Here is a 23,701-nt window from a genome sequence, read left to right on the forward strand (position 1 = left end):
TTCGAAAGTTAAAGATAGCAAAGCGAAATCAAAATGCCCACAGGAATTTATCGGAGGCGTCTAACCCCAGGATGGGCATAGCGCAGCGTGTCCATCGCGCTCATAGGTGGGCAAGTCACTGCGCGCCTTTGCCCACCCTACGAAAGGGCCTGGATCATGGCCTTGAGGAAGCGCGCCAGCTCGCCGCCGGTCACCGCGCGATGATCCGCGCTGATCGACAGCGGCAGCAGCGGTCGCACCGCCGGCCTGTCGTCCACGGCGACAACCCCCTGGAAAGTGCGGCCGGCACCGACGATGGCCACGGTCGGTGGCAGCACCACCGGCGTCGCGTAGCGCCCGGCCATGCCGCCGAAGTTGGACAGCAGAATGGTGCCGCCCTGCAGGTCCCGCTGGGCGATACCCTGTTCGCGGGCCTGGTCCTTGTAGTCCTCGATCTGCTGCAGGATCTCCTCATCGGAGCGGGCGGCCACATCCTTGAGGACCGGCACATAGAGGCCACGAGGGGAATCCACCGCCAGGCCGACATTGACAGTTGTCGCCGGGCTCAGCTGTTCATCCTGGTAGAGCGCATTGAGATGCGGCTCCGCGGCACAGGCCTGTTGCAGGGCGCGGATCAGGCGCAGGGTGGCGGATTCCTTGCCCCACCAGGCGGAAATATCCACCTGGTCGCACAGGGTCATCGGCGCCACCTGGTCGCGGGCGCGACTCATTGCCAGTGCCATGGCGCGGCGCGCCGGCGACATCGCCGTTCCCGTGGCTGCCGGTTTCGGCGGCGCCTTCGCCGCCGCTGCAGCGGTGGGCGCCCGTTGCGCCGCCGCCCGTATTTCCGCTGCGCTGAAGCGCTCGCCCTGCGGCCGCAGATCGGCCAGGTCCACACCCAGCCGCCGCGCCAGCGCCCGCACCGCGGGGGTGGCCAGGCGGCGCGGGGTTGTCGATGGCGCGACTTCGGCACCGAGCACCGCGCCGCTCTGCTCGATCTTGCCGACGACGGTACCGGTGTCAGTGCGCTGCCGCTCGTCGGTCTCGCCGCGAGGTTCCGGCGGTGCAGCCGCGCCCGCCTCTTTAAAGCCGACCAGCGGTTCTCCCACGTTGACCGTCTCGTCCGCGGCGGCGAAGAGTTTTTCCACAGTGCCGCCCCAGGGGGCGGGGACGTCGACCAGGGCCTTGGCCGTCTCGACGGTAACCAGGTTGTCGTGGGCGGCGATATGGTCGCCTTCCTGCACGTGCCACTCGCGGACCACCGCATCCGGCAGCCCCTCGCCCAAATCCGGCAATTTGAAGATCTTCACGGCCGCCCCCCGTTCGGGTAGTCCAGGACTTCACGCACCGCCGCCAGTATCTGCTCGACGCCCGGTAGATAGCGATCCTCCAGGCGGTAATAGGGCATCACGGTGTCGTAGCCGGTGACCCGCTGTACCGGTGCCTCGAGCAGGTCGAAAGCGTAGTCGTTGATCTGCGCGATTATCTCGGCGCCGAGACCGCCGAAGCGCGCGGCCTCGTGGACCACGACACAGCGGTGGGTCTTTTCCAGCGAGTCGATAATGGCGTGAATATCCAACGGCTTGAGGGTGGCGGGGTCGATGACCTCGGCCTCTATGCCGTCTTCCGCCAGCTTGTCGGCGGCCCGCAGCGTTTCCTTCAGGGAGGCGCCCCAGGCAATCAGGGTCACATCGGTGCCTTCGCGCAGCACGAAGCAGCGATCGAGCGGCAGGGCCTCACCGCTGTCCGGCACCTCCTGGCGCACCGCCCGATAGATGCGCTTGGGCTCCAGGAACACCACCGGATCCGGGTCGCGAATGGCCGCCAGCAGCAGGCCGTAGGCGCGCGCCGGGGAGGAGGGCACCACCACGCGCAGACCGGGAATATGGGCGAACAGCGCCTCGGTGCTCTCGGAGTGGTGCTCGGGGGCGTGAATGCCGCCGCCGTAGGGGGCGCGGTAGACAATCGGACAGGAAAGCCGACCGCGGGTGCGGTTTCTGTAACGTGCGGCGTGGCTGAGGATGTGGTCGAGGCCCGGGTAGATAAACCCCATAAACTGGAATTCGGCCACCGGGCGCAACCCCATGGCCGCCATTCCCACGGCGATGCCGCCGATCATGTTTTCCGCCAGTGGCGTGTCCAGTACCCGTTCGCGGCCGAACTTTTTCTGCAGGCCGTCGGTGGCCCGGAACACACCGCCGTTGACGCCGACGTCCTGGCCGTAAACCAGCACGGTCGGATCGGCCTGCAGTTCATAGGCCAGGGCTTGGGTGACGGCTTCCACCAAAGTGATCTCGGGCATGGTTATTGCCCCACCAGCTGATCGTACTGCTCGATAAATGCATCCGGCAGGCGCGCGTAGAGATAGTCGAACATCGCGCTGTTTTTTTGCGCGGGGCGCTCGGCAAAGTCCTGCAGCGCGCGCTCCAGCACTTCCGCCAGTTCGCGCTGCAACTCGCCTTCCTGTTCGTCGCCCCACAGGTCCTCGCCGCGCAGGTAGTTGCCGAGCCGCGCCAGTGGCTCGCACTGCCACGCCGCGTGCACCTCATCCTGCGGCTGATAACGGCCGGCGTCATCGGCGGTGGTGTGGTCGCACAGCCGGTAGCAGGTTGCCTCGATCAGCGCCGGGCCCTCGCCGTTGCGCGCGCGGGCCACCGCATCCGTCACCGCTGCCCGCACGGCGATGACATCGTTGCCGTCCACCTGCAATCCGGGGATACCCGCGGCGATGGCTTTCTGCGCGATGGTCTTGCTGGCGGTCTGTTCGGTCCGCGGCACTGAGATGGCCCACTGGTTGTTGTTGATCACGAAAACCACCGGGAGCCGCCACACCGCGGCCAGGTTCATGGCCTCGAAGAAGTCGCCGCGGGAAGTGGCGCCCTCACCGGCGCAGGTCACCGCCACCCGCGGCGGCTCGCCAAACTGTTCCCGTTTGTATTTGAGCGCGAAAGCGACGCCGGTGGCGTGCAGCAACTGGGTGGCGATGGGAATGCACAGCGGCAAATCGAGACGGGCGTGTTGGTAGTCCTGACCGCGTTCGTCACCGCCCCAGATGGCGAGAATCTCCTCGATCTCCACCCCGCGCTCCAGCAGGGCGCCGGTTTCGCGGTAGTAGGGACAGTAGATATCGTCTTTTTCCAGGGCACCGCCGACACCGACGCCGACCGCTTCCTGCCCGAGGCTGGACGGGTAGGTGCCCAACTGACCGGTGCGCTGCAGCTTGACCGCGCGATCGTCGACCAGTCGCGCCAGCGCCATCTGCCGGTAGAGCGCCTGCAGGGTGTCCGGGGTAGCGAAGTCCGGCAGCTCCTGCGTTGCCCGGCCCTGCTCATCGAGATATTGCAGCCTGGCAATGTCAAAGGACGCCAGCAGGTGCATTCTGGGTTTGTGCATCGGGTTATTCCTTTTGTTCCCGATGCGCAAGTGTAGGGGATGGGCGCGGCAGCGCCGCCGCAGAGGAGGGGTTTGCCGCCGTATTTCTGGCGTGGCGACGGGATTGCGCTTTCTATCGGACCTGCCGCGGGTGGTCGTCCCGCAAAAAACCTGATCGGTCCTATTTTCCAGCCGCAGGCGCTTTTCCCGGACGGCCACCCGCGGCAGGACCTCGCTCCCTGGTCGCCAGCGGCCCGCGCAAACTCCCCGGTTCAGCGCAGTCTGCGTCAGCCTTTCTTGGTCGGGCGCTGCCAGCCGGAAATATTGCGCTGCTTGCCGCGCGCCACCGCCAGCTCGTCGCTGCCGACCTCGCGGGTGATGGTGGAGCCAGCGCCGATGGTGGCGCCGGCGCCGACCACCACGGGTGCGACCAGCGCGGTATTGGAGCCGATAAAGGCGCCGTCACCGATTTCGGTAGTCGACTTGTTCACGCCGTCGTAATTGCAGGTGATGGTGCCGGCGCCGATGTTGACCCCCTCGCCGACAATCGCATCGCCGACATAGGACAGGTGATTGACCTTGCTGCCGCGGCCGATCCTGGCTTTCTTGGTTTCGACGAAGTTGCCGACCTTGGCGCCGTCTGCCAGCTGGGTGCCCGGGCGCAGCCGCGCGAAGGGGCCGATGGTGCAGGCTTCGCCCACCTCGGCGTCCTCGATAATGGAGTTGGCCTCGACGCGGGTGCCGTCGGCGAGGCGACAGTTTTTCAGCAGGCAATTGGGACCTATCTGTACGCCCTTGCCGAGCACCACTTCGCCGTCGAAAACACAGTTGATATCGATAGACACATCGGTGTCGCACTCGAGGCGGCCGCGCACATCGATACGCGCCGGATCCAGCAGCGTTACGCCGGCATTCATCAGCGCCAGTGCGCGGCTGTGCTGCAGCGCGCGCTCCATCTGCGCCTGCTGCGCGCGGCTGTTCACGCCGGCCACCTCCAGCGGATCACTGGCGCGCACGCCGGTGACCGGGATCTCCTCGCTGACGGAGCGTGCGATCACGTCGGTCAGGTAGTACTCGCCCTGAGCGTTGTCGTTCGACAGCTCCGGCAACCAGCGCGCCAGCAGGTCCGAAGGCGCCGCCAGTATGCCGGTATTCACTTCGCGAATGGCGAGGGTGTCGGCATCGGCGTCTTTCTCTTCGACGATCGCCAGCACGCGGCCGGCGTCGTCGCGCACTATGCGGCCGTAGCCGGCCGGGTTGGCCATGTCCACCGACAGCAGCGCCGGCCCCTTGTCGGAGGCCGACAGCAGTGACTGCAGGGTGCCGCTCTTGACCAGCGGCACGTCGCCGTAGAGCACCAGCACGGTGGAGCCACTGCGGAAGTTCGGAATCGCCTGCGCGACCGCATGGCCGGTGCCGAGCTGTTCGGTCTGCTCGACAAACTTGACCCCGCTGTCGGCAAAGCACTCGCACACCCGATCGGCACCGTGACCGATCACCACCGTAATCTCCACTTCGCCCAGCTGCTTGGCGGCCTCGATCACGCGGCCGAGCATCGGCACGCCACCGATCGGGTGCAGTACTTTGGGTAGATCGGAGCGCATACGGGTGCCTTTGCCGGCGGCGAGAATGACGATATCAATGGCCATGAAAATCCTGCGAGTAAACAGCTAAACATTGGAGTGGCTGCGAATTGTGGCCACTTAGCGCCATCATCACAAGTTGATCCCGGGAAGATTAGCGGATTTGCCGCTAGAATCGCGCAAGCGGGATTATTCACTCCGCTAGCAGTACAGGAAAACTGAGCAGATGGAAACGCGCGGGCTTTTCACTTCGATATTCGGCTGCCTGGCCATGGCGGCGCTGGGCTTCACTTTCGCATTCTTGACTCACTCCAACGCCATCTTTCTCGACGGGGTTTTCTCGCTGGTCAACTTCGTTATGTCGCTGTTGATGCTGGCCGTTTCACGGCTGATCAAACGCAACGCCGATAACAAGTTTCCGTTTGGCTATGCCAGTTTCGAACCGGCTTTCAACGTGTTGCAGAGTATGGTGATGCTGGGGGTCATGTTGATGGCGCTGTCATCGGCAATCGCGGCGCTGTATGGCGACGGCCGCTCACTGGAGACCGGCATCGCCACCATCTATGCAATTGTCGCCTGCACCGGCTGCCTGCTGGTCTATCTGCTGTTGCGGCGTATCGCCAGGGCGACCGGCTCGCCGCTGATCGAAGTGGATGCCTTTGCCTGGCTGATGGACGGTATTCTCAGCGGCGTGGTGCTGTGCGCCTTCGCCTTTGCCTGGCAGTTCGGCGAGCTGTTGGGCGGCTGGTTGCCCTATGTGGATTCCCTGCTGGTCATCGCCATGGTGGCGGTGATGCTGCCGGTGCCGGTGCGGATTCTGTACCGCAACCTGATGGAAGTGCTGCTGGCCGCGCCGGCGATTCCGGTACAGAGGTCCATCCGCCGTGCCTTCCGCGACGCCATGCACGATATTCCCGGGCGGGACTGGTCGCTCAGCATCACCAAGACCGGTCGCGCCGTTTACCTGCACGCGCGCATCCTGTTACCGGAGGACAGTCGCAACGCCTCGGTGGAGCAGGCCGACGCGTGGCGCGAACTGCTGACCGAGCGCATGGCGGAATTCGTGCGCGAGCGGGAGTTCGACGTCGTCTTTACCACCGACGCTTCCTATATCTGACCGGCGTCGTTGCCGACTGGCGGTATAGCCGTATTTCAGCAGGCCGGCAAACACAGAACCGCCTTCAGGAAAAACTGCAACCTATCGCCAGCCCCGCGGCGATCGGGACTCGCCGATTGCCCGTGGATAGTTGGGGCGGCGGGCGAACCCCGAAAGCGCCGTCGGTGACCACTCTCGACAATTGGTTCAAAAAACTTACCGTTCCGTTCTATTCAGCGCAGATGGGCGCGATTTGCCGCAACTTGTTTGCCGGGGCCAGGTAAAGTCGGTAGTTTATTGTCGGCAAAATAATTATTGCATCCACAACTGATAACCATCGGATAACCGCCCGCTCAAAAGGCGCGGCGGAGAGAATTCCCGTATGAAGAGAAGCAAGCAGGCAAGTACTGTCCAGCAACTGCTGGGCATGACCGCACTGACGCTGGCACTGCCACTGACGTCAGTGGCCGAGACCAGCGCCGCAGAAGAGGCCAGCAACCAGGAGCAGCAGGCTCCCAGCTGGAACATCAACCAGCCGCCCTACGAGTTCAAACCGATCCAGCTCGACACCACGGAGACGACCTGGAGCAACCTGGATATCAGCCCGGACGGCAAGACCATCCTGTTCGACATGCTCGGCGACCTCTACGCAGTGCCGGTCTCCGGCGGCGAGGCGCGGGCGCTGACCAACGAGCTCGCCTGGAATACGCAGCCGCGCTTCAGCCCCGACGGCCGATCTATCGTCTTTGTCAGCGACCGCGATGGCGCCGACAATATCTGGGTCATGGACCGCAACGGCGACAACCCGCGCCAGCTGACCACAGAGAAGGAAAACCTGGTGCACTCACCGAACTGGAGCCCGGACGGCCAGTACCTGGTGGCGCGCAAGGGCTTTATGTCCGGCCGCAGCATCCCCGCCGGCGAGATCTGGATGTACCACTACGGCGGCGGTGAGGGGCGCCAGCTGAAGGCGCGCCTGGGCGGTGACATCGCCCAGAAGAATATCGCCGACCCGGCTTTCTCACCGGACGGCCGCTATATCTACTACTCCATCGACACCACCGCCGGCACCGTGTGGGAGTACAACAAGAACTCCACCCAGCAGATCTTCGCCATCAATCGCTACGACCTGCAGGACGGCAAGGAAGAGACCTTCATCTCCGGCCCCGGCGGCGCCATTGCACCGGTACCATCACCGGACGGCAAGCAGCTGGCGTTTATCCGCCGCCAGGACTTCAACACCACGCTGTTCCTGAAGGACCTGGAAACCGGCCTGGAGACGCCGATCTACAGTGAGCTGGAGCGCGACCTGCAGGAGACCTTCGGCTCCCACGGCAACTATGTGCAGTACGACTGGATGCCGGACGGCAAATCCCTGATCGTCTGGACCCGCGGCAAGTTCCAGCGCATCGCCGCAGATGGCAGCGGCGTGCGGGAGATCGCCGCACATATCAAGACAGAAAAGCGCGTCGCGGACGCCGTGCGCTTCCCGGTGGATGTAGCGCCGGCCGACTTCCAGGTGAAGATGATTCGCTGGGCGCAGAAATCCCCGGATGGCCAACAGATCGCCTTCCAGGCCCTCGGCAAGATCTATATCCAGGATGTCGCCAGCGGCGAGCGCCGCCGCCTGACACGCCAGGACGACCATTTCGAGTTCTACCCGAGCTGGTCCCGCGATGGCAAACAGCTCACTTACGTGACCTGGGACGATAAAAAGCTCGGCCATGTGCGCGTGGTTTCGGCGCGCAGCGGCCGCGGCAAAAACATCACCCGCCAGCCGGGCCTGTATGTCGAACCGAGCTTCTCGCCGAGCGGCGATACCGTCGCCTTCCGCCGCTTCACCGGCGGCTATCTGCTGAGCCCGGAATACTCGCTCGAGCCCGGAATCTACCTGGCCGATGCGGATGGCGACTGGCAGCGCCGTGTCTTCGAGTCCGGCTTCGAGCCGCACTTCGGCGCGTCCGACGAGCGCATCTACTTCTCCGACTTCGATCCCGCCGATGGCGGCAAGCGCCTGCTGAAGAGCGTCGACAGCAACGGCAAGGACGAACGCCAGCACCTGCACGGGGCGGAAATCACCTCTTTCCGCGTGTCGCCGGACAGCCGCTGGGTCGCCTTCACCCAGGACTTCAAGGCCTACGTGGCGCCGTTTATGCACACCGGCAAATCCGAAGTCATCGGCCCGGACAGCAAGGCGGTCGAAGTGACCCAGGTGTCCAAGCGCGCCGGCGAAAACCTGCACTGGTCCGCCGACAGCGGCACGCTGGGCTGGGCGCACGGGCCGAAACTGTTCGAGCGCCAGCTCAAGGACGCCTTCGGCTTTGTCGCCGGCGCACCGGCGGAGCTGCCCGGTCCGGTGGAAGAGGGGATCGACCTGAGCTTCAGCCAGGCATTCGACAACTCCGGCCAATTGGTCGCACTCACCGGTGGTAGCGTCGTGACCATGCGCGATGCCGAGCAGACCCGCGAAGTGATCGACAACGGCGTGGTGCTGTTCCGGGGCAACCGCATCGTCGCCGTCGGCGCAGCGGATCAGGTGCAGATTCCCGCAGGTGCCAAGCGTATCGATGTCACCGGCAAGACAGTACTGCCAGGACTGGTCGACGTCCACGCCCACGGCGCCCAAGGCCGCGAGGAGATAATCCCGCAGCAGAACTGGAACCTGTTCTCCAGCCTGGCGTTCGGTGTCACCACCATCCACGATCCGTCCAACGACAGCAGCGAGATTTTCTCCGCCGCCGAGATGCAGAAGGCCGGCATCATTACCGGTCCGCGTATCTTCTCCACCGGCACCATCCTGTATGGCGCCAAGGGGCCCGGCTACAAGGCCAAGATCAACTCGCTGGAAGATGCCGAATTCCACGTCGGCCGCCTGAAGGACATGGGCGCTATTTCCGTGAAGAGCTACAACCAGCCGCGCCGCGAGCAGCGCCAGCAGGTTCTGCAGGCCGGGCGCGAACTGGGCATCATGGTGGTCCCGGAGGGTGGCGGTAAGTACCAGCACAACATGAATATGATTGTGGATGGCCATACCGGCGTCGAGCACTCGCTGCCGATTGCCAATGTCTACGCGGATGTGGAGCAGCTCTGGGGGCAGACGAAGGTGGGCTATACCCCGACCTTTGTGGTCGCCTACGGCGGTCTCTCCGGGGAGTACTACTGGTACGACCGCACCGAGGTATGGAAGGACAAGCGCCTGACCACCTTCACCCCGGACTTTATCGTCAATCCGCGCAGTATCCGCCGCCCGACCGCGCCGGATTCCCACTACAACCACATCAATGTGGCCAGGCACGCGAAGCAGCTGCGCGACAGGGGCGTGACCGTGCATATCGGTGCCCACGGCCAGCGCGAGGGCCTCGGCGCCCACTGGGAAATGTGGATGATGGAGCAGGGCGGTTTCACCCCCTGGGAAGCCTTCCGCGCCGGCACCATCGACGGCGCCCGCTACCTGGGCATGGATAGGGACATCGGCAGCATCGAGCCCGGCAAGCTGGCCGACCTGATCGTCGTCGACGGCAACCCGCTGCAGGACCTGCGCCAGTCCGAAGACATCACCTACACGGTGATCAACGGCCGCGTGTTTGACGCAGAGACGATGAACGAAGTGGACAGCCAGGAGCGCCTCGCGTTTTTCCACGAGCGCCTGCCGATCAGCGCCATGCCGGCGCCGACGGCGGAGGCGATCCAGCAAAAGATGGAGCGCCACCACTGGGTGCACTGACAGTCTGAAACCATTCAGGTAAGAGAAAAGGCCAGCGGGCATAACCCGCTGGCCTTTTTATTTGGGCGGTAAAGAACGCGTGTAGGATGGGCAAAGCGCAGCGTGCCCATCGGCGGCGCCTGCAGATGGGCACGTCGCTGTGCTCCTTTGCCCATCCTACACGGATAAACTACCTCCACTCGGCGCTAATTGATTCAAGCTTCACTGGGCTCCTGTGCCAGCGCATCATCCTTTTCGTTGGCGCGCTTGAACGCTTCCCGCTCACTGACGCGCGCAAAATAGGTCGCAAACTCATCGCGCTTGTCGATAGTGCCGAATTGCAGGCCCCAGCCAACCTGGGCACCCACATAAACATCTACGGCGGTAAAGCGGTTGCCGGCGATATAGGGGTTTGCTTTCACGGCGGAGGACAGGGCATCAATAGCCGCGGCGTAGTTGCCGTATCCGGCCATGCGCTCTTTCTCCGGCGCGGGATCGCTGCCGAACAGGCTCTTGTTGGTAATGGCGGCCTCGACCGGGCCGGCGGTAAAGAACAGCCAGCGATAGTAGTTCGCGCGCTCTGCATTATCGATCGGGGCCAGACCCGCTTCCGGGAAGGCCTCGGCCAGATAGGCGCAGATGGCGGCGCACTCGGTCACCACATTGCCGTCGTGCACGATCGCCGGGACCTTGCCCATCGGGTTGATCGCCAGATATTCGGGAGATTTCATCGAGGTGCCGTATTCGAGCACTTCGGTGCGGTAGGGCACACCAATTTCCTCCAGCATCCAGCGGACGATACGGCCGCGGGACTGCGGGTTGGTGTAAAAGACAAGATCGCTGCTCATGGTCTCTCCTGCGCCGCAATTCCCTGCGGCCTTATTCGCATTGGATTTTGTGTCGGCACGCCGGTCTCGAGGAAAGCTGCGTGAACCGACCCGGGCAATTTACCACCGCGGCAGTTAACGCACAGTGACATTCCATCTATTGGCGCGAATTGGAAACTGTTGCGGCGGATTAGCCGAGAGGATTAGATTTGCCGCGTGGTTATCCTGCAGAGCCGCTCCGGGAAACTAAACTCGTGGCGAATCCATAAGGTCCGAGGGGCGCTATTGCAGTGACAAGTTCTAGCGGGATAGCGGTAACGTTTGTTTTCGCCGCCGTGCTGATGCTGTGCAGTCCGGCCAACGCGGAACCGTCGGGCAACATCGGCGAGGTGGATTTTGACAACTCATGCGATGCATCCGTCGCCGTACCATTCAATCATGCCCTGGCGCTGTTGCATCACATGATGTACGAGCAGGCGACAGCAGCATTTGCGGATATCGAAAAGCAGGATCCCGCATGTGCGCTAGCGCCGTGGGGGATCGCCATGGCCGCTGTTCACCCGCTGTGGGCACCGCCATCCGAGCAGGAGTTGGCGCGGGGCAGCGACGCCATTCGGCGCGCGCAGCAATTAAAGCCGGGCACGGAACGGGAAAAATCCTACATCGATGCGGCGGCCGCTTTTTACCGCGACTGGAGCCCGGCAAAGCACCGCGAAAAACTGCGCGACTGGAGCGCGGCGCAGGCGCAGATCTATCGCCAATATCCGGGTGATATCGATGCCGGCGCTCTCTACGCGCTGTCGCTGCTGGCCACCGCGCCAATGGATGACAGGTCCTACCGGCAGCAAAAGCAGGCGGGCGCACTGCTGAAGCAGCTGTACCGCGACAACTCCAGCCATCCAGGCGCGAATCACTATACGATTCACGCCCACGACAATCCGGCCATGGCTGCCGACGCACTTGCGGTGGCGCGCGGCTACGACAAGATAGCCCCCGAAGTTCCGCACGCATTGCATATGCCAACCCATATTTTTGTACGTCTCGGTCTGTGGCCCGACACCATCGACTGGAACATCCGTTCCGCGGCGGCGGCGCAGAAACAACCGGCGGGCAATGCGACCTCGCTGCATTACTTTCACGCGCTGGATTATTTGATGTACGCGTATCTGCAGCAGGGCAGGGACGCCGAGGCGGCCGCGGTACTCGAACAGGTTCTGGGCGCCGAGAATCCACAGGACACTTTCGCCGCGGCTTTCGGTATCGCCGCGGCCCGCGCCCGCTATCCATTGGAGCGCCATGCCTGGCGGGAGGCCGCAGCGCTATCGCCCGGTTCCCACGGCGACTTTCCGTGGCAGAAATATCCCTGGGTGCAGGCGATGGTTTATTTTTCCCGCGGTATCGGTGCGGCCAGGTCCGGCGACGCAGGCGCGGCCAATAGCGCGGCCGATCAGCTCGACGGACTCTACCGGCGCGCCGTTGACGCCGAGGAAGAATATTGGGCGGCTTTGGTAGATTCCCAGCGGCAGGCGGTGCGTGCCTGGGCGATTTTCGCTGGCGGGGACGAAGCTCGCGGAATCGCGCTGATGCGCAAAGCGGCCGCACAGGAAGACGGCCTGGATAAGCACCCCGTTACCCCGGGACCACTGTTGCCGGCGCGGGAACTGCTCGGCGATATGCTGCTCGCCGCGGAACAGCCGGGAGAGGCATTGCAGGCCTACATGAACAGTATCGAACTTTATCCGTCGCGCTTTAACGGATTGTACGGCGCCGCGCTGGCCGCCCAGGAAATAGGCAGAAAAACGGAAGCGGAAAAATACTATCGGCGACTGCTGGAAATGGCCGGCGCCGAGGATAGCCAGCGGGAGGCGCTGCAGCAGGCGCGAAAATTCCTTTCCGATCAGTAGCCGCACCGGGGGGAGACGTGTTCTCCCGCACCCACTGGAGTCCGCCTAATGGTGCAGAATCATATCCTCTAGCCAGGTGCGCAGGCGCTCCGCTTCCGCTTCACCGGCGTCAATCGCTTCCGCTGCGCGCGCATATTCCATGCCGCCAATGCTGCCGACCTTCGGCATGATCAGCACATCCGGCGGTGAGCCTGCGAGCCGGGTGCGCTTCAGGCGCCGCTCGAGTATTTCCATTGCGGAGGACATGGTATCGAGCATACCCGGCGCGTGTTGATCGCGCTTCGCCAGACGCACACTCAGCTGGGCAAGATGCGCTTTGCCTTGCTCTACCAGATTGTTAAACGACAGGGCTTCACGTGTTTCTTCCGCCTGCACCAGCTCATCCACAAGTTCCGCTTCCACTGCCGGCGGCGGGGTAACTTCACTGACGACTTTTTTCACCATGCCCTGCTGGCGGTCCTGCTGCGGCGCGCCATCTTCCGTCACATCCACCGCAATCACCCGGGTGGCGCCCATGGCGCGACAGACGTCCACCGGTACCGGATTGACCACCGCCCCATCGACCAGCCAGCGATTGGACAGCCGCTTTGGCGACAGCAACCCCGGGATGGCGCACGACGCGCTAACCGCATCGCGCAGATTGCCACGCTGCAACCAGATCTCCTGACCGCTGTGCAGGTCGGTGGCTACCGCCGTAAACGGCATTGGCAGGTCCTCAATACACTCGTATTCAACGTTGTCGAAAAATGCATTGAACGGTTTCCTGCCGCCGAGGACACCGCCGCTCAGCGTCCAGTTGATGTCCAACAGCGAAAACACCTGCCAGTTATCCAGGCGGCGCACCCACTGCTCGAGCTCCGCCAGGTGACCCGCGGCGTAGGCCGCACCGACGAAGGCGCCCATTGAAGTGCCGGCGACCACATGGGGTCGTATACCCATCTGCTCCAGTACCTTGAGTACACCGATGTGGGAAAAGCCCTTGGCGGCACCGCTGCCGAGGGCGATACCGATGCGAGGTGCGGGATGAGCATTCACGTTCAGTCTTTCCTTTTTACATTGACGTTCGAGAGAGGTGACGAGTTACATTCGAGGCCAATTACCCGCGCCGGTTCCCGAAGCGCAGGAAGCGCTTGCGATCGCGTCGCCCTTCGCGCCCGGCCAGGACCCAGGGGATCCAAGGCGGGGCCTTGCGATGGACAATTGAAAATTTGGGGCACAAAAAAAGCAGCCGAAGCTGCTTTTTTCGATCGCCTGCAAGCAAGCTCTCACAGAGAGTAAGAACTGCTTACTTACCGGCCGCCTTGCGGATTGCCTGCAGGGTACGCAGGCGCGCTTCGGCTTCAGCCAGCTGGGCGGAGATACGCGCATAGTCGATTTCCGAGGGCGCCTTGTGCAGTGCGTGCTCCGCTTCCTCGCGAGCCTTCTGCGCTGCCTCTTCGTCGATTTCGCGCTCGGCCACATCCGCGAGGATGGTCACCATATTCGGCTGCACCTCGGCGTAGCCGCCGCTGACGAACAGCACTTCCTCTTCACCACCTTTCTTGATGATGCGCACCGGACCGGGTTTCAGAGCGGTGAGCAGCTGCGCGTGACCGTAGGAGATACCAAGCTCCCCTTCGATGCCGCTCACTATCACCATCTCCACCAGTCCGGAGAAGAGAGACTGCTCGGCGCTGACAACGTCACAATGTACTGTCATGGCCATATTGTCTGCCTCTGTCGCTTAGCCCTTCGCCTTGTTGGCTTTTTCCACCGCTTCGTCGATGGTGCCTACCATGTAGAAGGCCTGCTCAGGCATGTGGTCGTAATCGCCGTTCAGGATACCCTGGAAACCACGGATGGTGTCTTTCAGGGATACGTATTTGCCCGGTGCACCGGTAAATACTTCTGCCACGTGGAACGGCTGTGACAGGAAGCGCTCGATCTTACGCGCGCGCGCTACGATCTGCTTGTCTTCCTCGGACAGTTCATCCATACCCAGGATAGCAATAATGTCCTTCAGCTCCTTGTAGCGCTGCAGAACAGTCTGCACACCGCGCGCAGTTTCATAGTGCTCCTGACCGATTACCAGCGGGTCCAGCTGGCGGGAGGTGGAGTCCAGCGGATCCACAGCCGGGTAAATACCCTTGGCGGCGATATCACGGCTCAGTACTACGGTGGAGTCCAGGTGCGCAAAGGTGGTGGCCGGAGACGGGTCGGTATTATCGTCCGCCGGTACGTAGACCGCCTGGATGGAGGTGATGGAGCCAGTCTTGGTGGAGGTAATACGCTCCTGCAGCACGCCCATCTCTTCCGCCAGGGTCGGCTGGTAACCTACCGCAGACGGCATACGGCCGAGCAGGGCGGATACTTCGGTACCGGCCAGGGTGTAACGGTAGATGTTGTCGACGAACAGCAGAACGTCTCGGCCTTCATCACGGAACTTCTCGGCCATGGTCAGGCCAGTCAGGGCTACGCGCAGACGGTTGCCGGGCGGCTCGTTCATCTGGCCGTACACCATCGCTACCTTGGATTTGCCGAAGTCTTCGACGTTTACAACGCCGGCTTCCTGCATCTCGTGGTAGAAGTCGTTACCTTCACGGGTACGCTCACCAACACCGGCGAACACGGACAGACCGGAGTGTTCGGTGGCGATGTTGTTGATCAGTTCCATCATGTTTACGGTCTTGCCCACACCGGCGCCACCGAACAGGCCGACCTTACCGCCCTTGGCGAAAGGACATACCAGGTCGATCACCTTGATGCCGGTTTCCAGCAGATCGTTGGAGCTGGACAGCTCTTCATAGCTCGGCGCAGCGCGGTGAATAGACGCACGCTCTTTTTCGCCGATCGGACCGCATTCGTCGATCGGGTTGCCGAGCACGTCCATGATGCGGCCCAGGGTCTCGTGGCCAACCGGCACAGAGACCGGAGCACCGGTGTTTTTCACCGCCAGACCGCGGCTTACACCTTCCGACGAGCCCATGGCAATAGCGCGTACAACGCCGTCGCCCAGCTGCTGCTGCACTTCCATGGTGAGGTTCTTTTCCTCACACACCAGTGCGTCGTATACCTTCGGTACGGAATCGCGTGGGAATTCCACGTCGATGACCGCGCCGATCACTTGCACAATTTGTCCGTTACTCATTTCCGGATCCTCAACTTTAAATTCTGTCTTCGGCCGCCCGTTCGCCTGCGAACACCAGGAGATCAGACCGCTGCGGCGCCGCCCACAATCTCGGACAGCTCCTGGGTAATGGCCGCCTGGCGCGCCTTGTTGTAAACAAGCTGCAATTCATCGATCAGATCACCGGCATTGTCGGTGGCATTCTTCATTGCAATCATGCGCGCAGCCTGCTCGCAGGCCTTGTTTTCAACCACGGCCTGGTACACCTGGGACTCGATGTAGCGAGCCAGCAGTCCATCCAGCAACTCGACCGCGTCGGGCTCGTAGATGTAGTCCCACTCGTGCTTGAGCATGTCGTCGTCGTCTTTCGGCAGCGGCAGCAATTGCTCGACGCGCGGCTTCTGCGACATGGTGTTGATGAACTCGCTGGATACCAGGAACAGGCGATCGATTTCACCCTCCGCGAAGCGGTCCATCATCACTTTCACCGAACCGATCAGCTGGTTCGTCGTGGGCTGGTCACCCACGTCGCGCAACGCGGCGACAACCTTGCCGCCGATAGCGTTGAAGAAACCGGCTGCCTTGTTGCCCACAGCGCAGATCTCGACGTCAGCGCCTTTCTGCGACCAGGCCTGCATTTCGCGTATGGCCGCCTTGAACATGTTGATGTTCAGGCCGCCACAGAGGCCGCGATCGGTGGATACCAGAATGAATCCGACCCGCTTGACTTCGCGTTCCTGCAGGTAGATGTGCTGGTATTCCGCATTGGCGTGGGCGACGTGGCCGATCACCGCGCGAATGCGCTGGGCGTAGGGACGCCCCAGTGCCATGCGATCCTGAGCTTTGCGCATCTTACTCGCCGCGACCATTTCCATCGCGGAGGTAATTTTCTGCGTGCTCTTGATGCTGGCAATTTTTGTGCGTATTTCTTTTCCGCCTGCCATAGAGAGTTACCTTGTTTGCTCGATTCTTCCTGTTATCCCACCCGCTCCCAGCGGGAGAGGGCGGGAAGCGGAATTACCAGCTACCGGTGGCGACGAATTTCTCGATGGCGGCCTTGAAGGCTGCGTCGATTTCGTCGTTGTAGTCGCCGGTGCTGTTCACTTTTGCCATCAGCTCTGCGTGTTCGCTGTTCATGTAAGCGAGCAGGGCGGATTCAAAGTCGAGCACCTTGGCAACGTCCACGTCTTTCAGGTAACCCTTGTCGGCGGCGTATACGGAAACAGCCATGTCCGCGATGGACAGCGGGGAGTACTGCTTCTGCTTCATCAGCTCGGTAACGCGCGCACCGTGATCCAGCTGGGCCTTGGTAGCTTCGTCCAGGTCGGACGCAAACTGGGAGAAGGCCGCCAGTTCGCGGTACTGAGCCAGCGCGGTACGGATACCACCGGACAGCTTCTTGATTACCTTGGTCTGCGCCGAGCCACCTACACGGGATACGGAGATACCCGGGTTGATCGCTGGGCGGATACCGGCGTTGAACAGATCGGTCTCGAGGAAGATCTGGCCGTCGGTAATGGAGATCACGTTGGTCGGTACGAACGCGGAAACGTCACCGGCCTGGGTCTCGATGATCGGCAGGGCGGTCAGGGAGCCAGTCTTGCCTTTCACTTCGCCATTGGTGAACTTCTCTACGTAGTCGGCGTTAACACGCGCGGCGCGCTCCAGCAGACGGGAGTGCAGGTAGAAAACGTCACCCGGGTAGGCTTCACGGCCCGGCGGGCGCTTCAGCAGCAGGGAGATCTGACGGTAGGCCCAGGCCTGCTTGGTCAGGTCATCGTAAATGATCAGGGCGTCTTCGCCGCGGTCGCGGAAGTACTCGCCCATGGTACAGCCGACATACGGAGCCAGGAACTGCATCGCGGCCGGGTCGGCGGCACCGGCGGCAACCACGATGGTGTGGTCCATGGCGCCGTGCTCTTCCAGCTTGCGCACCACGTTGGCAATAGAAGACTGCTTCTGGCCAATCGCAACGTAGATACACTTAATGCCGGTGCCTTTCTGGTTGATGATCGCGTCGATCGCAACCGCAGTCTTACCAATCTGGCGGTCGCCGATGATCAGCTCGCGCTGGCCGCGGCCGATCGGGATCATGGTATCGATCGCTTTCAGGCCGGTCTGTACCGGCTGGTCTACGGACTGACGGGCGATAACGCCGGGCGCTACCTTCTCTACCGCGTCGGTCAGCTTGGCGTTTACCGGACCCTTGCCGTCGATCGGGTTGCCCAGTGCGTCGACCACGCGGCCCAGCAGTTCCGGACCCACCGGGGTCTCCAGAATGCGGCCGGTGCAACGGCACTTCTGGCCTTCGGCCAGGGATTTGTAGTCGCCCAGGATTACGGCACCAACGGAGTCGCGCTCCAGGTTCAGCGCCATACCGTAAACGCCGCCGTCGAACTCGATCATCTCGCCGTACATCACATCGGCCAGGCCGTGGATGCGGATAATGCCGTCGGAAACGGAAACGATAGTGCCCTCGTTCTGGGCCTGGGTGCTCACATCGAGACTTTCGATGCGGCTCTTGATAATTTCACTGATCTCGGAGGGATTCAGTTGCTGCATGCTCTGTTCCTCGAATTCCCGGTCAGGCCTCGCGGCCTGCCGGGAAGGTAAATTAGGAGTTCATCGCCTCGGCGAGTTTGGCCAGTCGGCCGCGCACTGTGCCGTCGATTACCGTGTCACCAGCGCGGATGATCGCGCCGCCCAGCAGACCTTCGTCCACCGAGCTGTGCAGGTGCACTTCCCGTTCAAACTTCTTGCTGAGCGCCTGGGTGATCTGCTGCGCCTGGGCATCGCTCAGGGCACGTGCGGACACAACTTCCACATCCAGGGTCGCTTCGGCCTTCGCCTTCAGCTCTTCAAACAGCGTGGAAATTTCCGGCAACAGCGCCAGGCGGTGGTTTTCCGCCAGCAGCCGGATAAAGTTCTTGCCGGAATCGCTGAGATCGTCTGAACAGATCGACAGGAATTTATCTGCGCGCTCTTCACTGGTGAGCTGTGGATTTTCCAGCAGCTCACGCACTTTTTCGCTCTGGCTGACCGCCGCCGCAGTGGCCAGCGCAGCGCCCCAACCTTTGAGGTCGGAGGCTTGCTGCGCGTAGCTGAATGCCGCTTTGGCGTAGGGCCGGGCCAGTGTGCTGAGTTCCGCCATGGGGTTCCTCGCTTACAGCTCGGCTGCCAGTTTGTCGATCAGGTCGTCGTGCGCCTTGGCGTCGATATTGACCGAGAGAATCTTTTCCGCACCGGCAACAGACAGCTCGGCAACGCGTGCGCGCAGCTGCTCTTTGGCACGGTTCACTTCCTGTTCGATCTCAGCCTTGGCTGCCGCCTTCAGGCGATCGCCTTCCGCCAGCGCGGCCTGTTTGGCTTCATCGATAATCTGATTGGAGCGCTTGTTGGCACCATCGATGATCTCAGCAGCCTGTTCTTTGGCTTCCTTCAACTGCTCGGCAGCCTTGCGCTGAGCCAGTTCCAGGTCCTTGCCGGCGCGCTCGGCCTCGGCGAGACCGGTCGCGATTTTCTGCTCGCGCTCTTTCATGACGCCCAGCAGCGGCGGCCAGACAAACTTCCAGCAGAACCAGACGAAAAACAGGAAAGTAATCGACTGGCCGATTAGAGTCAGGTTGATATTCACACCGACACCTCTTGCTCTTTGCTCTTTATTAAAAGAACTGGGGGGTTAAGGGCAATTGGAACGATGGAATTAACCAGCCAGACCAGGAGCAACTGCGAAGATCAGGTACATGGCGATACCAACACCGATCATCGGAACGGCGTCCAGCAGGCCCGCCATCAGGAACATTTTGCCCTGCAGAGCCGGAGCCTGTTCCGGCTGACGCGCAGAACCTTCCAGCAGCTTGCCGCCCAGGGTGCCGAAACCGATAGCGGTACCCAGTGCGCCCAGACCGATCAGCAGTGCGCTTGCGATGTAAACCAGACCTAATGCTTCCATTGTGTTCTCCAAAGTAAAGGTAAAGAGTTGTTGTAAAGGTTGAGTAAAGGGTTAACTGTCGAAAACTTATTGATCGTGCTCGTGTTCTTCGTCGCGGTGGTGGGCCATCGCCATATAGACGGTGGTCAGCACCATGAACACGAACGCCTGCAGGGTGATTACCAGCACGTGGAAAATCGCCCAGCCCATGTGCATCAGACCTGCGCCGATAAAGCCCAGTACGCCGACGCCGAATACGATTGCGATCAGGATAAAGATCATCTCGCCGGCGTAGAGGTTACCGAACAGACGCAGGCCGAGGGAAATCGGCTTGGCAATCAGTGATACCGCTTCCAGCAGGAAGTTGAACGGGATCAGCAGCATGTCGAAGTACCACTTGCCGGTGTGGAAGGGGTGCAGCGTCAGCTCCTTGATAAAGCCGATAGCGCCTTTTTCCTTGATGCTGAAGAAAATCATCAGTGCGAACACCGCCAGGGCCATACCCAGGGTCGCGTTCGGGTCGGTGGTCGGCACGACCTTGAAGAACAGGTGATCGTTGCCGGCGGCCTTGGCGGCCGCCATCGGCAACCAGTCTACCGGCACCAGGTCCATCAGGTTCATCAGGAACACCCACACAAAGATGGTCAGCGCCATCGGGGCAACCATGCTGTTGCGGTGCGGGAAGGTCTCCTTGACCAGCTTGTCGATAAAGTCGGTCACCAGCTCGACAAAGCTCTGGAAACCGCCGGGCACGCCCGGGGTCGCTTTCTTGGCGGCACGGGCAAACAGGAAGCAGAAAATCAGGCCCAGGCCAATGGACCAGCCCAGGGTATCCAGGTGAAGAGCCCAGAAGCCCATGTCTGTCGCCTCCTGTGAGGAGTGCGCCAGAGTCCAGGTCGGTTCACTGAGCACAGTGCCATCTGCACGGGTATAGCCAGCCGGCAGTTTGCCGTAGGCCATATTCTGCAGGTGGTGTTGGATATAATCCGTAGCGGTTTGAGCTTCGCCTGCCATAGTTCCTCAACAATCGTAAAATATGAATTCTATTCTGCGCCGGTCAGCGGACCAGGCGCGCTACCAACACCCACTGCACGATCACACAGAGGCCGTAGCTGATAAACAGTGCCGCGGCGTTCAGCGGCCTGACCGCGGCGAATACTGCCGCGAACCCCACCAGGGTCATTACAAACTTGCCGGTTTCTGCGCGGTAGAAGTTGCCTACCACCCGGTGTGCCGCGCGCGCTCCACTATCCCGGAAGGCGCGCAGGCCGAAATATGCATTCGGCAGTGCACACAGGGCACCGCCGATCAATACGGAGAGCGCAGTCACCGGCTTGCCATTCAGGTGCAATACTGCACCCGCCAGCGATACCAGCAGCAGCTGTACCGCGGCAATCACTAACACCGGGGGTTTTGTCATAGGCGGGATAAGCCGACCATCTTTAGCGCTGTCCGCCCAAATTTTGGGCGAGCGAATTATAGGAGCAACCGCATAGCCGGTTCAACCGGCAAATGTCGCCAAGTTATTTAAATTTCGATGGTTTTTACCCACAAATAGTCTGCGGGATACCTTGAAACAGGCAGCGGAGTAAGTATTCGCCAACCGCGGGGCTGTGCGCCAAAATGGCGCACGATTTTCCCGCTGGAATCAGTCCTCGCTATAGCCGAGGTGAGCGAGGATGCCATCCAGCTCGTCCAGGCTGCTGTACTTGAGAACCAGGCGGCCAACGCCTTTGTCATTGTGGTCGATAGCGACGGGGACACCGATCTTCTCGGCGAGGCGCTCGGTGAGGCGACGGATATTGGGATCCTCTTTCGGCTTGGCCGGAGCGGGATGCAGCGCCTGCTGCTGCAGGCGGCGGACCAGCGCTTCGGTCTGGCGCACGGTGAGACCGCGCTCGACCACCTGACGGGCAGCGACCCGCTGGGACTCACCGCCAAGACCGAGCAGGGCCTTGGCGTGGCCGAGTTCGAGATCGCCGCGCTCGAGGAAGGTCCGCACCTCGTCGGTCAGACTCAACAGGCGCAGCAGGTTGGTCACGGCGGTGCGGGATTTGCCCACCGCGTCGGCAACCTCCTGCTGGGTCAGCTGGAACTCGTCCTGCAGGCGCTTGAGGGCCGCGGCCTCCTCGATCGGGTTCAGGTCCTCGCGCTGGATATTCTCGATCAGCGCCATGGCGATGGCGGCCTCGTCCGGCACGTCGCGCACCAGGGCGGGCACACGGTCCAGCGCCGCCAGCTGAGCGGCGCGCCAGCGGCGTTCGCCGGCAATGATTTCATACTTGCTGTCGCCGACCGGGCGGACCACGATCGGCTGCATGATGCCCTGGGCACGGATGGAGTCGGCGAGCTCCTGCAGGGATTCCTGCGGGAAGTCGCGGCGCGGCTGGTAGCGACCGCGCTGCAGGAATTCGATGGGCAGTTCGCGCAGCTCGCCATCGGCAGCCGCCGCGGCACTGTCGCCGGTGGCGACGGCGATGGCTTCGCTGGCGTTTTCGCTGATCAGGTGTGACAGGCCCCGGCCCAGTCCCTTGCGTTTGACGGCCATAGTATTACCTCTTAACCCGCTTCCGCCGCGGGGCGGCCGTGATTGGAACTTTGGTTTGCAGCGCCGGGATTGGCGGCGTGGCGGCGGGTCATTTCACCGGCCAGGGCCAGGTAGGCGATGGCGCCTTTCGAGTGGCGATCGTAGTCCAGCGCCGGCTTGCCGAAACTCGGCGCCTCGGCCAGGCGCACATTGCGCGGGATGCAGGTGCGGTAGAGGCACTCGCCGAAGTATTCGGACAGCTGTTCCGACACGTCGCTGGTCAGGCTGTTGCGGGGGTCGTACATGGTGCGCAGTATGCCCTCGATCTTCAGCTCCGGGTTGGCGGCGCGCTGAATCTGGGTGATGGTGTCGATCAGTGCGGACAGTCCCTCGAGCGCGTAGTACTCACACTGCATCGGGATAAGGACGCCGTGCGCAGCGCACAGGGCGTTGACCGTGAGCATGTTCAGGGAGGGCGGGCAATCGATGACGATATAGTCGTAACTGTCGCCGACATCGCGCAGGGCGCGGCGCAAACGGGATTCGCGCCCCTCCATGTCCAGCAGCTCCACCTCGGCAGCGGAGAGATCGCCGTTGGCGGGCATCAGGTCGAAGCCGCTCTCGGTGGTGACGATCGCCTTGCGCGCCGGGAGTTCGCTGGCCAGCACATCGTAACTGGATAGCTGCAACTCGCTCTTGTCGACACCGCTGCCCATGGTGGCATTGCCCTGCGGATCGAGGTCGATCAGCAGGACGCGGCGCTTGTTGGCGACCAGGGATGCGGCCAGGTTCACGCAGGTGGTGGTCTTGCCCACTCCACCTTTCTGGTTGGCCACAGCAAATATCTTGCTCAAGGTTCTTATCCTTTGTTCTCCCGAAAAGCGCTCTCCTCGATGCTTTTCGAGTCTCGCCGCGGAAAGCCGGCATCAATAGGCACTCGGCTCCTTGAATAGGGAGTGCACGGGTCTTGCAAAATTAAGCGTCTGGAATTGCGGGATTTACGCCAGGCTACCGCGCCCCTCAATCATGTCAGGCATCGCGGCCGAGTACGATAAGGTGGCGATCCGCATCGCAACCCGGTACCGCCAGGGGGTGCACCTGTTCGACCTTAATCCCTTTTGGAAGTGCGCTCAACTCATCTTCCGGTAACTTGCCCTTCATAGCGTAAAACCTTCCACCGGGCGCTAGCAAGTGCTCACTCCCGGACACCATGTCGACAACCGAGGCGAAGGCTCTGGATACCACCGCGGCAAACTTCTGCGCCGGCTCAAATTCCTCCACCCGCTCATTAACCACCTGCACATTGGGCAACGGCAGGGTGGTCGCCACCTGGAACAGGAAGCGGGTCTTTTTGCCATTGCTGTCCAGTAGTGTCACCGGTCTCTCGGGGTGCATGATTGCCAGCGGAATGCCCGGCAGGCCACCGCCGCTACCGACGTCGATGATCGCCCCCTCGCCGCACAGGTTGACGACACTGAGGCTGTCGATGATATGGCGCTCGAGCATCTGTTGCGGGTCGCGGATTGCCGACAGGTTGTAGGCCGAGTTCCAGCGCGCGAACAGCGCCAGGTACTGCAGCAGCTTGTCCTGCTGAGCGGCGCTAAGCTCGAGCCCCATCTGCTGCGCAGCATCACACAAGCGCGGGCGGAATTGTTCCATCTGCGAAGAAATTG

The 23,701-nt window shown here is 62.1% G+C and carries 21 protein-coding genes; 3 read left to right on the plus strand and 18 right to left on the minus strand.

Annotated elements, in window-relative coordinates; genetic code table 11:
• Window positions 1-137: 137 nt before the first annotated feature.
• From BUC36_RS09420 to glmU, 4 genes are all read right to left on the minus strand, one after another.
• A complete protein-coding gene (locus tag BUC36_RS09420) occupies window positions 138-1,289 on the minus strand; it encodes a dihydrolipoamide acetyltransferase family protein (RefSeq protein ID WP_073273975.1) in 1,152 nt (383 codons plus the stop codon).
• Entirely contained in the window at window positions 1,286-2,281 is a 996-nt protein-coding gene (locus tag BUC36_RS09425; protein ID WP_073273979.1) for an alpha-ketoacid dehydrogenase subunit beta, read from the minus strand. The genes BUC36_RS09420 and BUC36_RS09425 overlap by 4 nt, the downstream gene beginning before the upstream one ends.
• Window positions 2,282-2,283: 2 nt before the next feature.
• Window positions 2,284-3,372: a pyruvate dehydrogenase (acetyl-transferring) E1 component subunit alpha gene (gene pdhA, locus BUC36_RS09430; RefSeq protein ID WP_200797216.1), complete on the minus strand. Its 1,089-nt coding sequence runs from the start codon at window positions 3,370-3,372 to the stop codon at window positions 2,284-2,286.
• A gap of 266 nt (window positions 3,373-3,638) precedes the next feature.
• The gene (gene glmU / locus BUC36_RS09435) at window positions 3,639-5,000 is read right to left on the minus strand and encodes a bifunctional UDP-N-acetylglucosamine diphosphorylase/glucosamine-1-phosphate N-acetyltransferase GlmU (protein ID WP_073273981.1); all 1,362 of its coding nucleotides are present in this window, start codon (window positions 4,998-5,000) and stop codon (window positions 3,639-3,641) included.
• Between the two features lie 160 nt (window positions 5,001-5,160).
• Here glmU and BUC36_RS09440 point away from each other — a divergent pair, with 160 nt between their 5' ends.
• A complete protein-coding gene (locus BUC36_RS09440; RefSeq protein ID WP_073273982.1) occupies window positions 5,161-6,051 on the plus strand; it encodes a cation diffusion facilitator family transporter in 891 nt (296 codons plus the stop codon).
• A 361-nt stretch (window positions 6,052-6,412) separates the two neighbouring features.
• Complete coding sequence (locus BUC36_RS09445) at window positions 6,413-9,754, plus strand: amidohydrolase family protein (RefSeq protein WP_073273983.1); 3,342 nt, start codon at window positions 6,413-6,415, stop codon at window positions 9,752-9,754.
• 194 nt (window positions 9,755-9,948) lie between these two features.
• Here the strand turns inward: BUC36_RS09445 and BUC36_RS09450 are convergent, their stop codons facing one another.
• Entirely contained in the window at window positions 9,949-10,581 is a 633-nt protein-coding gene (locus BUC36_RS09450) for a glutathione S-transferase family protein (protein WP_073273987.1), read from the minus strand.
• 269 nt (window positions 10,582-10,850) lie between these two features.
• Here BUC36_RS09450 and BUC36_RS09455 point away from each other — a divergent pair, with 269 nt between their 5' ends.
• Window positions 10,851-12,464 (plus strand): tetratricopeptide repeat protein, encoded by a 1,614-nt coding sequence (locus BUC36_RS09455; protein ID WP_143186924.1) that lies wholly within the window; start codon window positions 10,851-10,853, stop codon window positions 12,462-12,464.
• Between the two features lie 45 nt (window positions 12,465-12,509).
• Here the strand turns inward: BUC36_RS09455 and rssA are convergent, their stop codons facing one another.
• The 13 genes from rssA to rsmG all read right to left on the minus strand — a co-directional run bounded on the left by rssA (window position 12,510) and on the right by rsmG (window position 23,687).
• Entirely contained in the window at window positions 12,510-13,499 is a 990-nt protein-coding gene (gene rssA / locus BUC36_RS09460) for a patatin-like phospholipase RssA (RefSeq protein ID WP_073273989.1), read from the minus strand.
• Between the two features lie 250 nt (window positions 13,500-13,749).
• Window positions 13,750-14,169 carry a F0F1 ATP synthase subunit epsilon gene (locus BUC36_RS09465; protein WP_073273991.1) on the minus strand — a complete coding sequence of 140 codons (420 nt, stop codon included), beginning with the start codon at window positions 14,167-14,169 and terminating at the stop codon, window positions 13,750-13,752.
• 18 nt (window positions 14,170-14,187) lie between these two features.
• On the minus strand, window positions 14,188-15,591 hold the full coding sequence (atpD, locus tag BUC36_RS09470; RefSeq protein WP_073273993.1) for a F0F1 ATP synthase subunit beta: 1,404 nt from the start codon (window positions 15,589-15,591) through the stop codon (window positions 14,188-14,190).
• Window positions 15,592-15,653: 62 nt separating this feature from the next.
• Window positions 15,654-16,514, minus strand: a complete 861-nt coding sequence (atpG, locus tag BUC36_RS09475) for a F0F1 ATP synthase subunit gamma (RefSeq protein ID WP_073273995.1) — start codon at window positions 16,512-16,514, stop codon at window positions 15,654-15,656.
• 73 nt (window positions 16,515-16,587) lie between these two features.
• Window positions 16,588-18,132, minus strand: a complete 1,545-nt coding sequence (gene atpA / locus BUC36_RS09480) for a F0F1 ATP synthase subunit alpha (protein WP_073273997.1) — start codon at window positions 18,130-18,132, stop codon at window positions 16,588-16,590.
• Between the two features lie 52 nt (window positions 18,133-18,184).
• Window positions 18,185-18,721 (minus strand): F0F1 ATP synthase subunit delta, encoded by a 537-nt coding sequence (locus BUC36_RS09485; protein ID WP_073274000.1) that lies wholly within the window; start codon window positions 18,719-18,721, stop codon window positions 18,185-18,187.
• Between the two features lie 12 nt (window positions 18,722-18,733).
• The gene (locus BUC36_RS09490; RefSeq protein ID WP_073274003.1) at window positions 18,734-19,204 is read right to left on the minus strand and encodes a F0F1 ATP synthase subunit B; all 471 of its coding nucleotides are present in this window, start codon (window positions 19,202-19,204) and stop codon (window positions 18,734-18,736) included.
• A gap of 69 nt (window positions 19,205-19,273) precedes the next feature.
• Window positions 19,274-19,522: a F0F1 ATP synthase subunit C gene (gene atpE / locus BUC36_RS09495; RefSeq protein WP_067084854.1), complete on the minus strand. Its 249-nt coding sequence runs from the start codon at window positions 19,520-19,522 to the stop codon at window positions 19,274-19,276.
• Window positions 19,523-19,588: 66 nt separating this feature from the next.
• Window positions 19,589-20,515 (minus strand): F0F1 ATP synthase subunit A, encoded by a 927-nt coding sequence (atpB, locus tag BUC36_RS09500; protein ID WP_073274005.1) that lies wholly within the window; start codon window positions 20,513-20,515, stop codon window positions 19,589-19,591.
• 43 nt (window positions 20,516-20,558) lie between these two features.
• A complete protein-coding gene (locus BUC36_RS09505) occupies window positions 20,559-20,921 on the minus strand; it encodes an ATP synthase subunit I (protein ID WP_073274007.1) in 363 nt (120 codons plus the stop codon).
• A 228-nt stretch (window positions 20,922-21,149) separates the two neighbouring features.
• Window positions 21,150-22,049 (minus strand): ParB/RepB/Spo0J family partition protein, encoded by a 900-nt coding sequence (locus BUC36_RS09510; protein ID WP_073274009.1) that lies wholly within the window; start codon window positions 22,047-22,049, stop codon window positions 21,150-21,152.
• Between the two features lie 11 nt (window positions 22,050-22,060).
• A complete protein-coding gene (locus BUC36_RS09515; RefSeq protein ID WP_073274011.1) occupies window positions 22,061-22,882 on the minus strand; it encodes a ParA family protein in 822 nt (273 codons plus the stop codon).
• 175 nt (window positions 22,883-23,057) lie between these two features.
• A complete protein-coding gene (gene rsmG / locus BUC36_RS09520) occupies window positions 23,058-23,687 on the minus strand; it encodes a 16S rRNA (guanine(527)-N(7))-methyltransferase RsmG (RefSeq protein WP_073274014.1) in 630 nt (209 codons plus the stop codon).
• Window positions 23,688-23,701 lie beyond the last annotated feature (14 nt).

The organism is Microbulbifer donghaiensis (genome assembly GCF_900129095.1).
Classification (GTDB): domain Bacteria; phylum Pseudomonadota; class Gammaproteobacteria; order Pseudomonadales; family Cellvibrionaceae; genus Microbulbifer; species Microbulbifer donghaiensis.

Excerpts from the sequence above, each read along its gene's own strand:
- BUC36_RS09425 (WP_073273979.1), bottom strand. The coding sequence starts at position 2,281 with ATGCCCGAGATCACTTTGGTGGAAGCCGTCACCCAAGCCCTGGCCTAT.
- pdhA (WP_200797216.1), bottom strand. The coding sequence starts at position 3,372 with ATGCACAAACCCAGAATGCACCTGCTGGCGTCCTTTGACATTGCCAGG.
- glmU (WP_073273981.1), bottom strand. The coding sequence starts at position 5,000 with ATGGCCATTGATATCGTCATTCTCGCCGCCGGCAAAGGCACCCGTATG.
- BUC36_RS09440 (WP_073273982.1), top strand. The coding sequence starts at position 5,161 with ATGGAAACGCGCGGGCTTTTCACTTCGATATTCGGCTGCCTGGCCATG.
- BUC36_RS09445 (WP_073273983.1), top strand. The coding sequence starts at position 6,413 with ATGAAGAGAAGCAAGCAGGCAAGTACTGTCCAGCAACTGCTGGGCATG.
- BUC36_RS09450 (WP_073273987.1), bottom strand. The coding sequence starts at position 10,581 with ATGAGCAGCGATCTTGTCTTTTACACCAACCCGCAGTCCCGCGGCCGT.
- BUC36_RS09465 (WP_073273991.1), bottom strand. The coding sequence starts at position 14,169 with ATGGCCATGACAGTACATTGTGACGTTGTCAGCGCCGAGCAGTCTCTC.
- atpD (WP_073273993.1), bottom strand. The coding sequence starts at position 15,591 with ATGAGTAACGGACAAATTGTGCAAGTGATCGGCGCGGTCATCGACGTG.
- atpG (WP_073273995.1), bottom strand. The coding sequence starts at position 16,514 with ATGGCAGGCGGAAAAGAAATACGCACAAAAATTGCCAGCATCAAGAGC.
- atpA (WP_073273997.1), bottom strand. The coding sequence starts at position 18,132 with ATGCAGCAACTGAATCCCTCCGAGATCAGTGAAATTATCAAGAGCCGC.
- BUC36_RS09485 (WP_073274000.1), bottom strand. The coding sequence starts at position 18,721 with ATGGCGGAACTCAGCACACTGGCCCGGCCCTACGCCAAAGCGGCATTC.
- atpE (WP_067084854.1), bottom strand. The coding sequence starts at position 19,522 with ATGGAAGCATTAGGTCTGGTTTACATCGCAAGCGCACTGCTGATCGGT.
- atpB (WP_073274005.1), bottom strand. The coding sequence starts at position 20,515 with ATGGCAGGCGAAGCTCAAACCGCTACGGATTATATCCAACACCACCTG.
- BUC36_RS09505 (WP_073274007.1), bottom strand. The coding sequence starts at position 20,921 with ATGACAAAACCCCCGGTGTTAGTGATTGCCGCGGTACAGCTGCTGCTG.
- BUC36_RS09510 (WP_073274009.1), bottom strand. The coding sequence starts at position 22,049 with ATGGCCGTCAAACGCAAGGGACTGGGCCGGGGCCTGTCACACCTGATC.
- rsmG (WP_073274014.1), bottom strand. The coding sequence starts at position 23,687 with ATGGAACAATTCCGCCCGCGCTTGTGTGATGCTGCGCAGCAGATGGGG.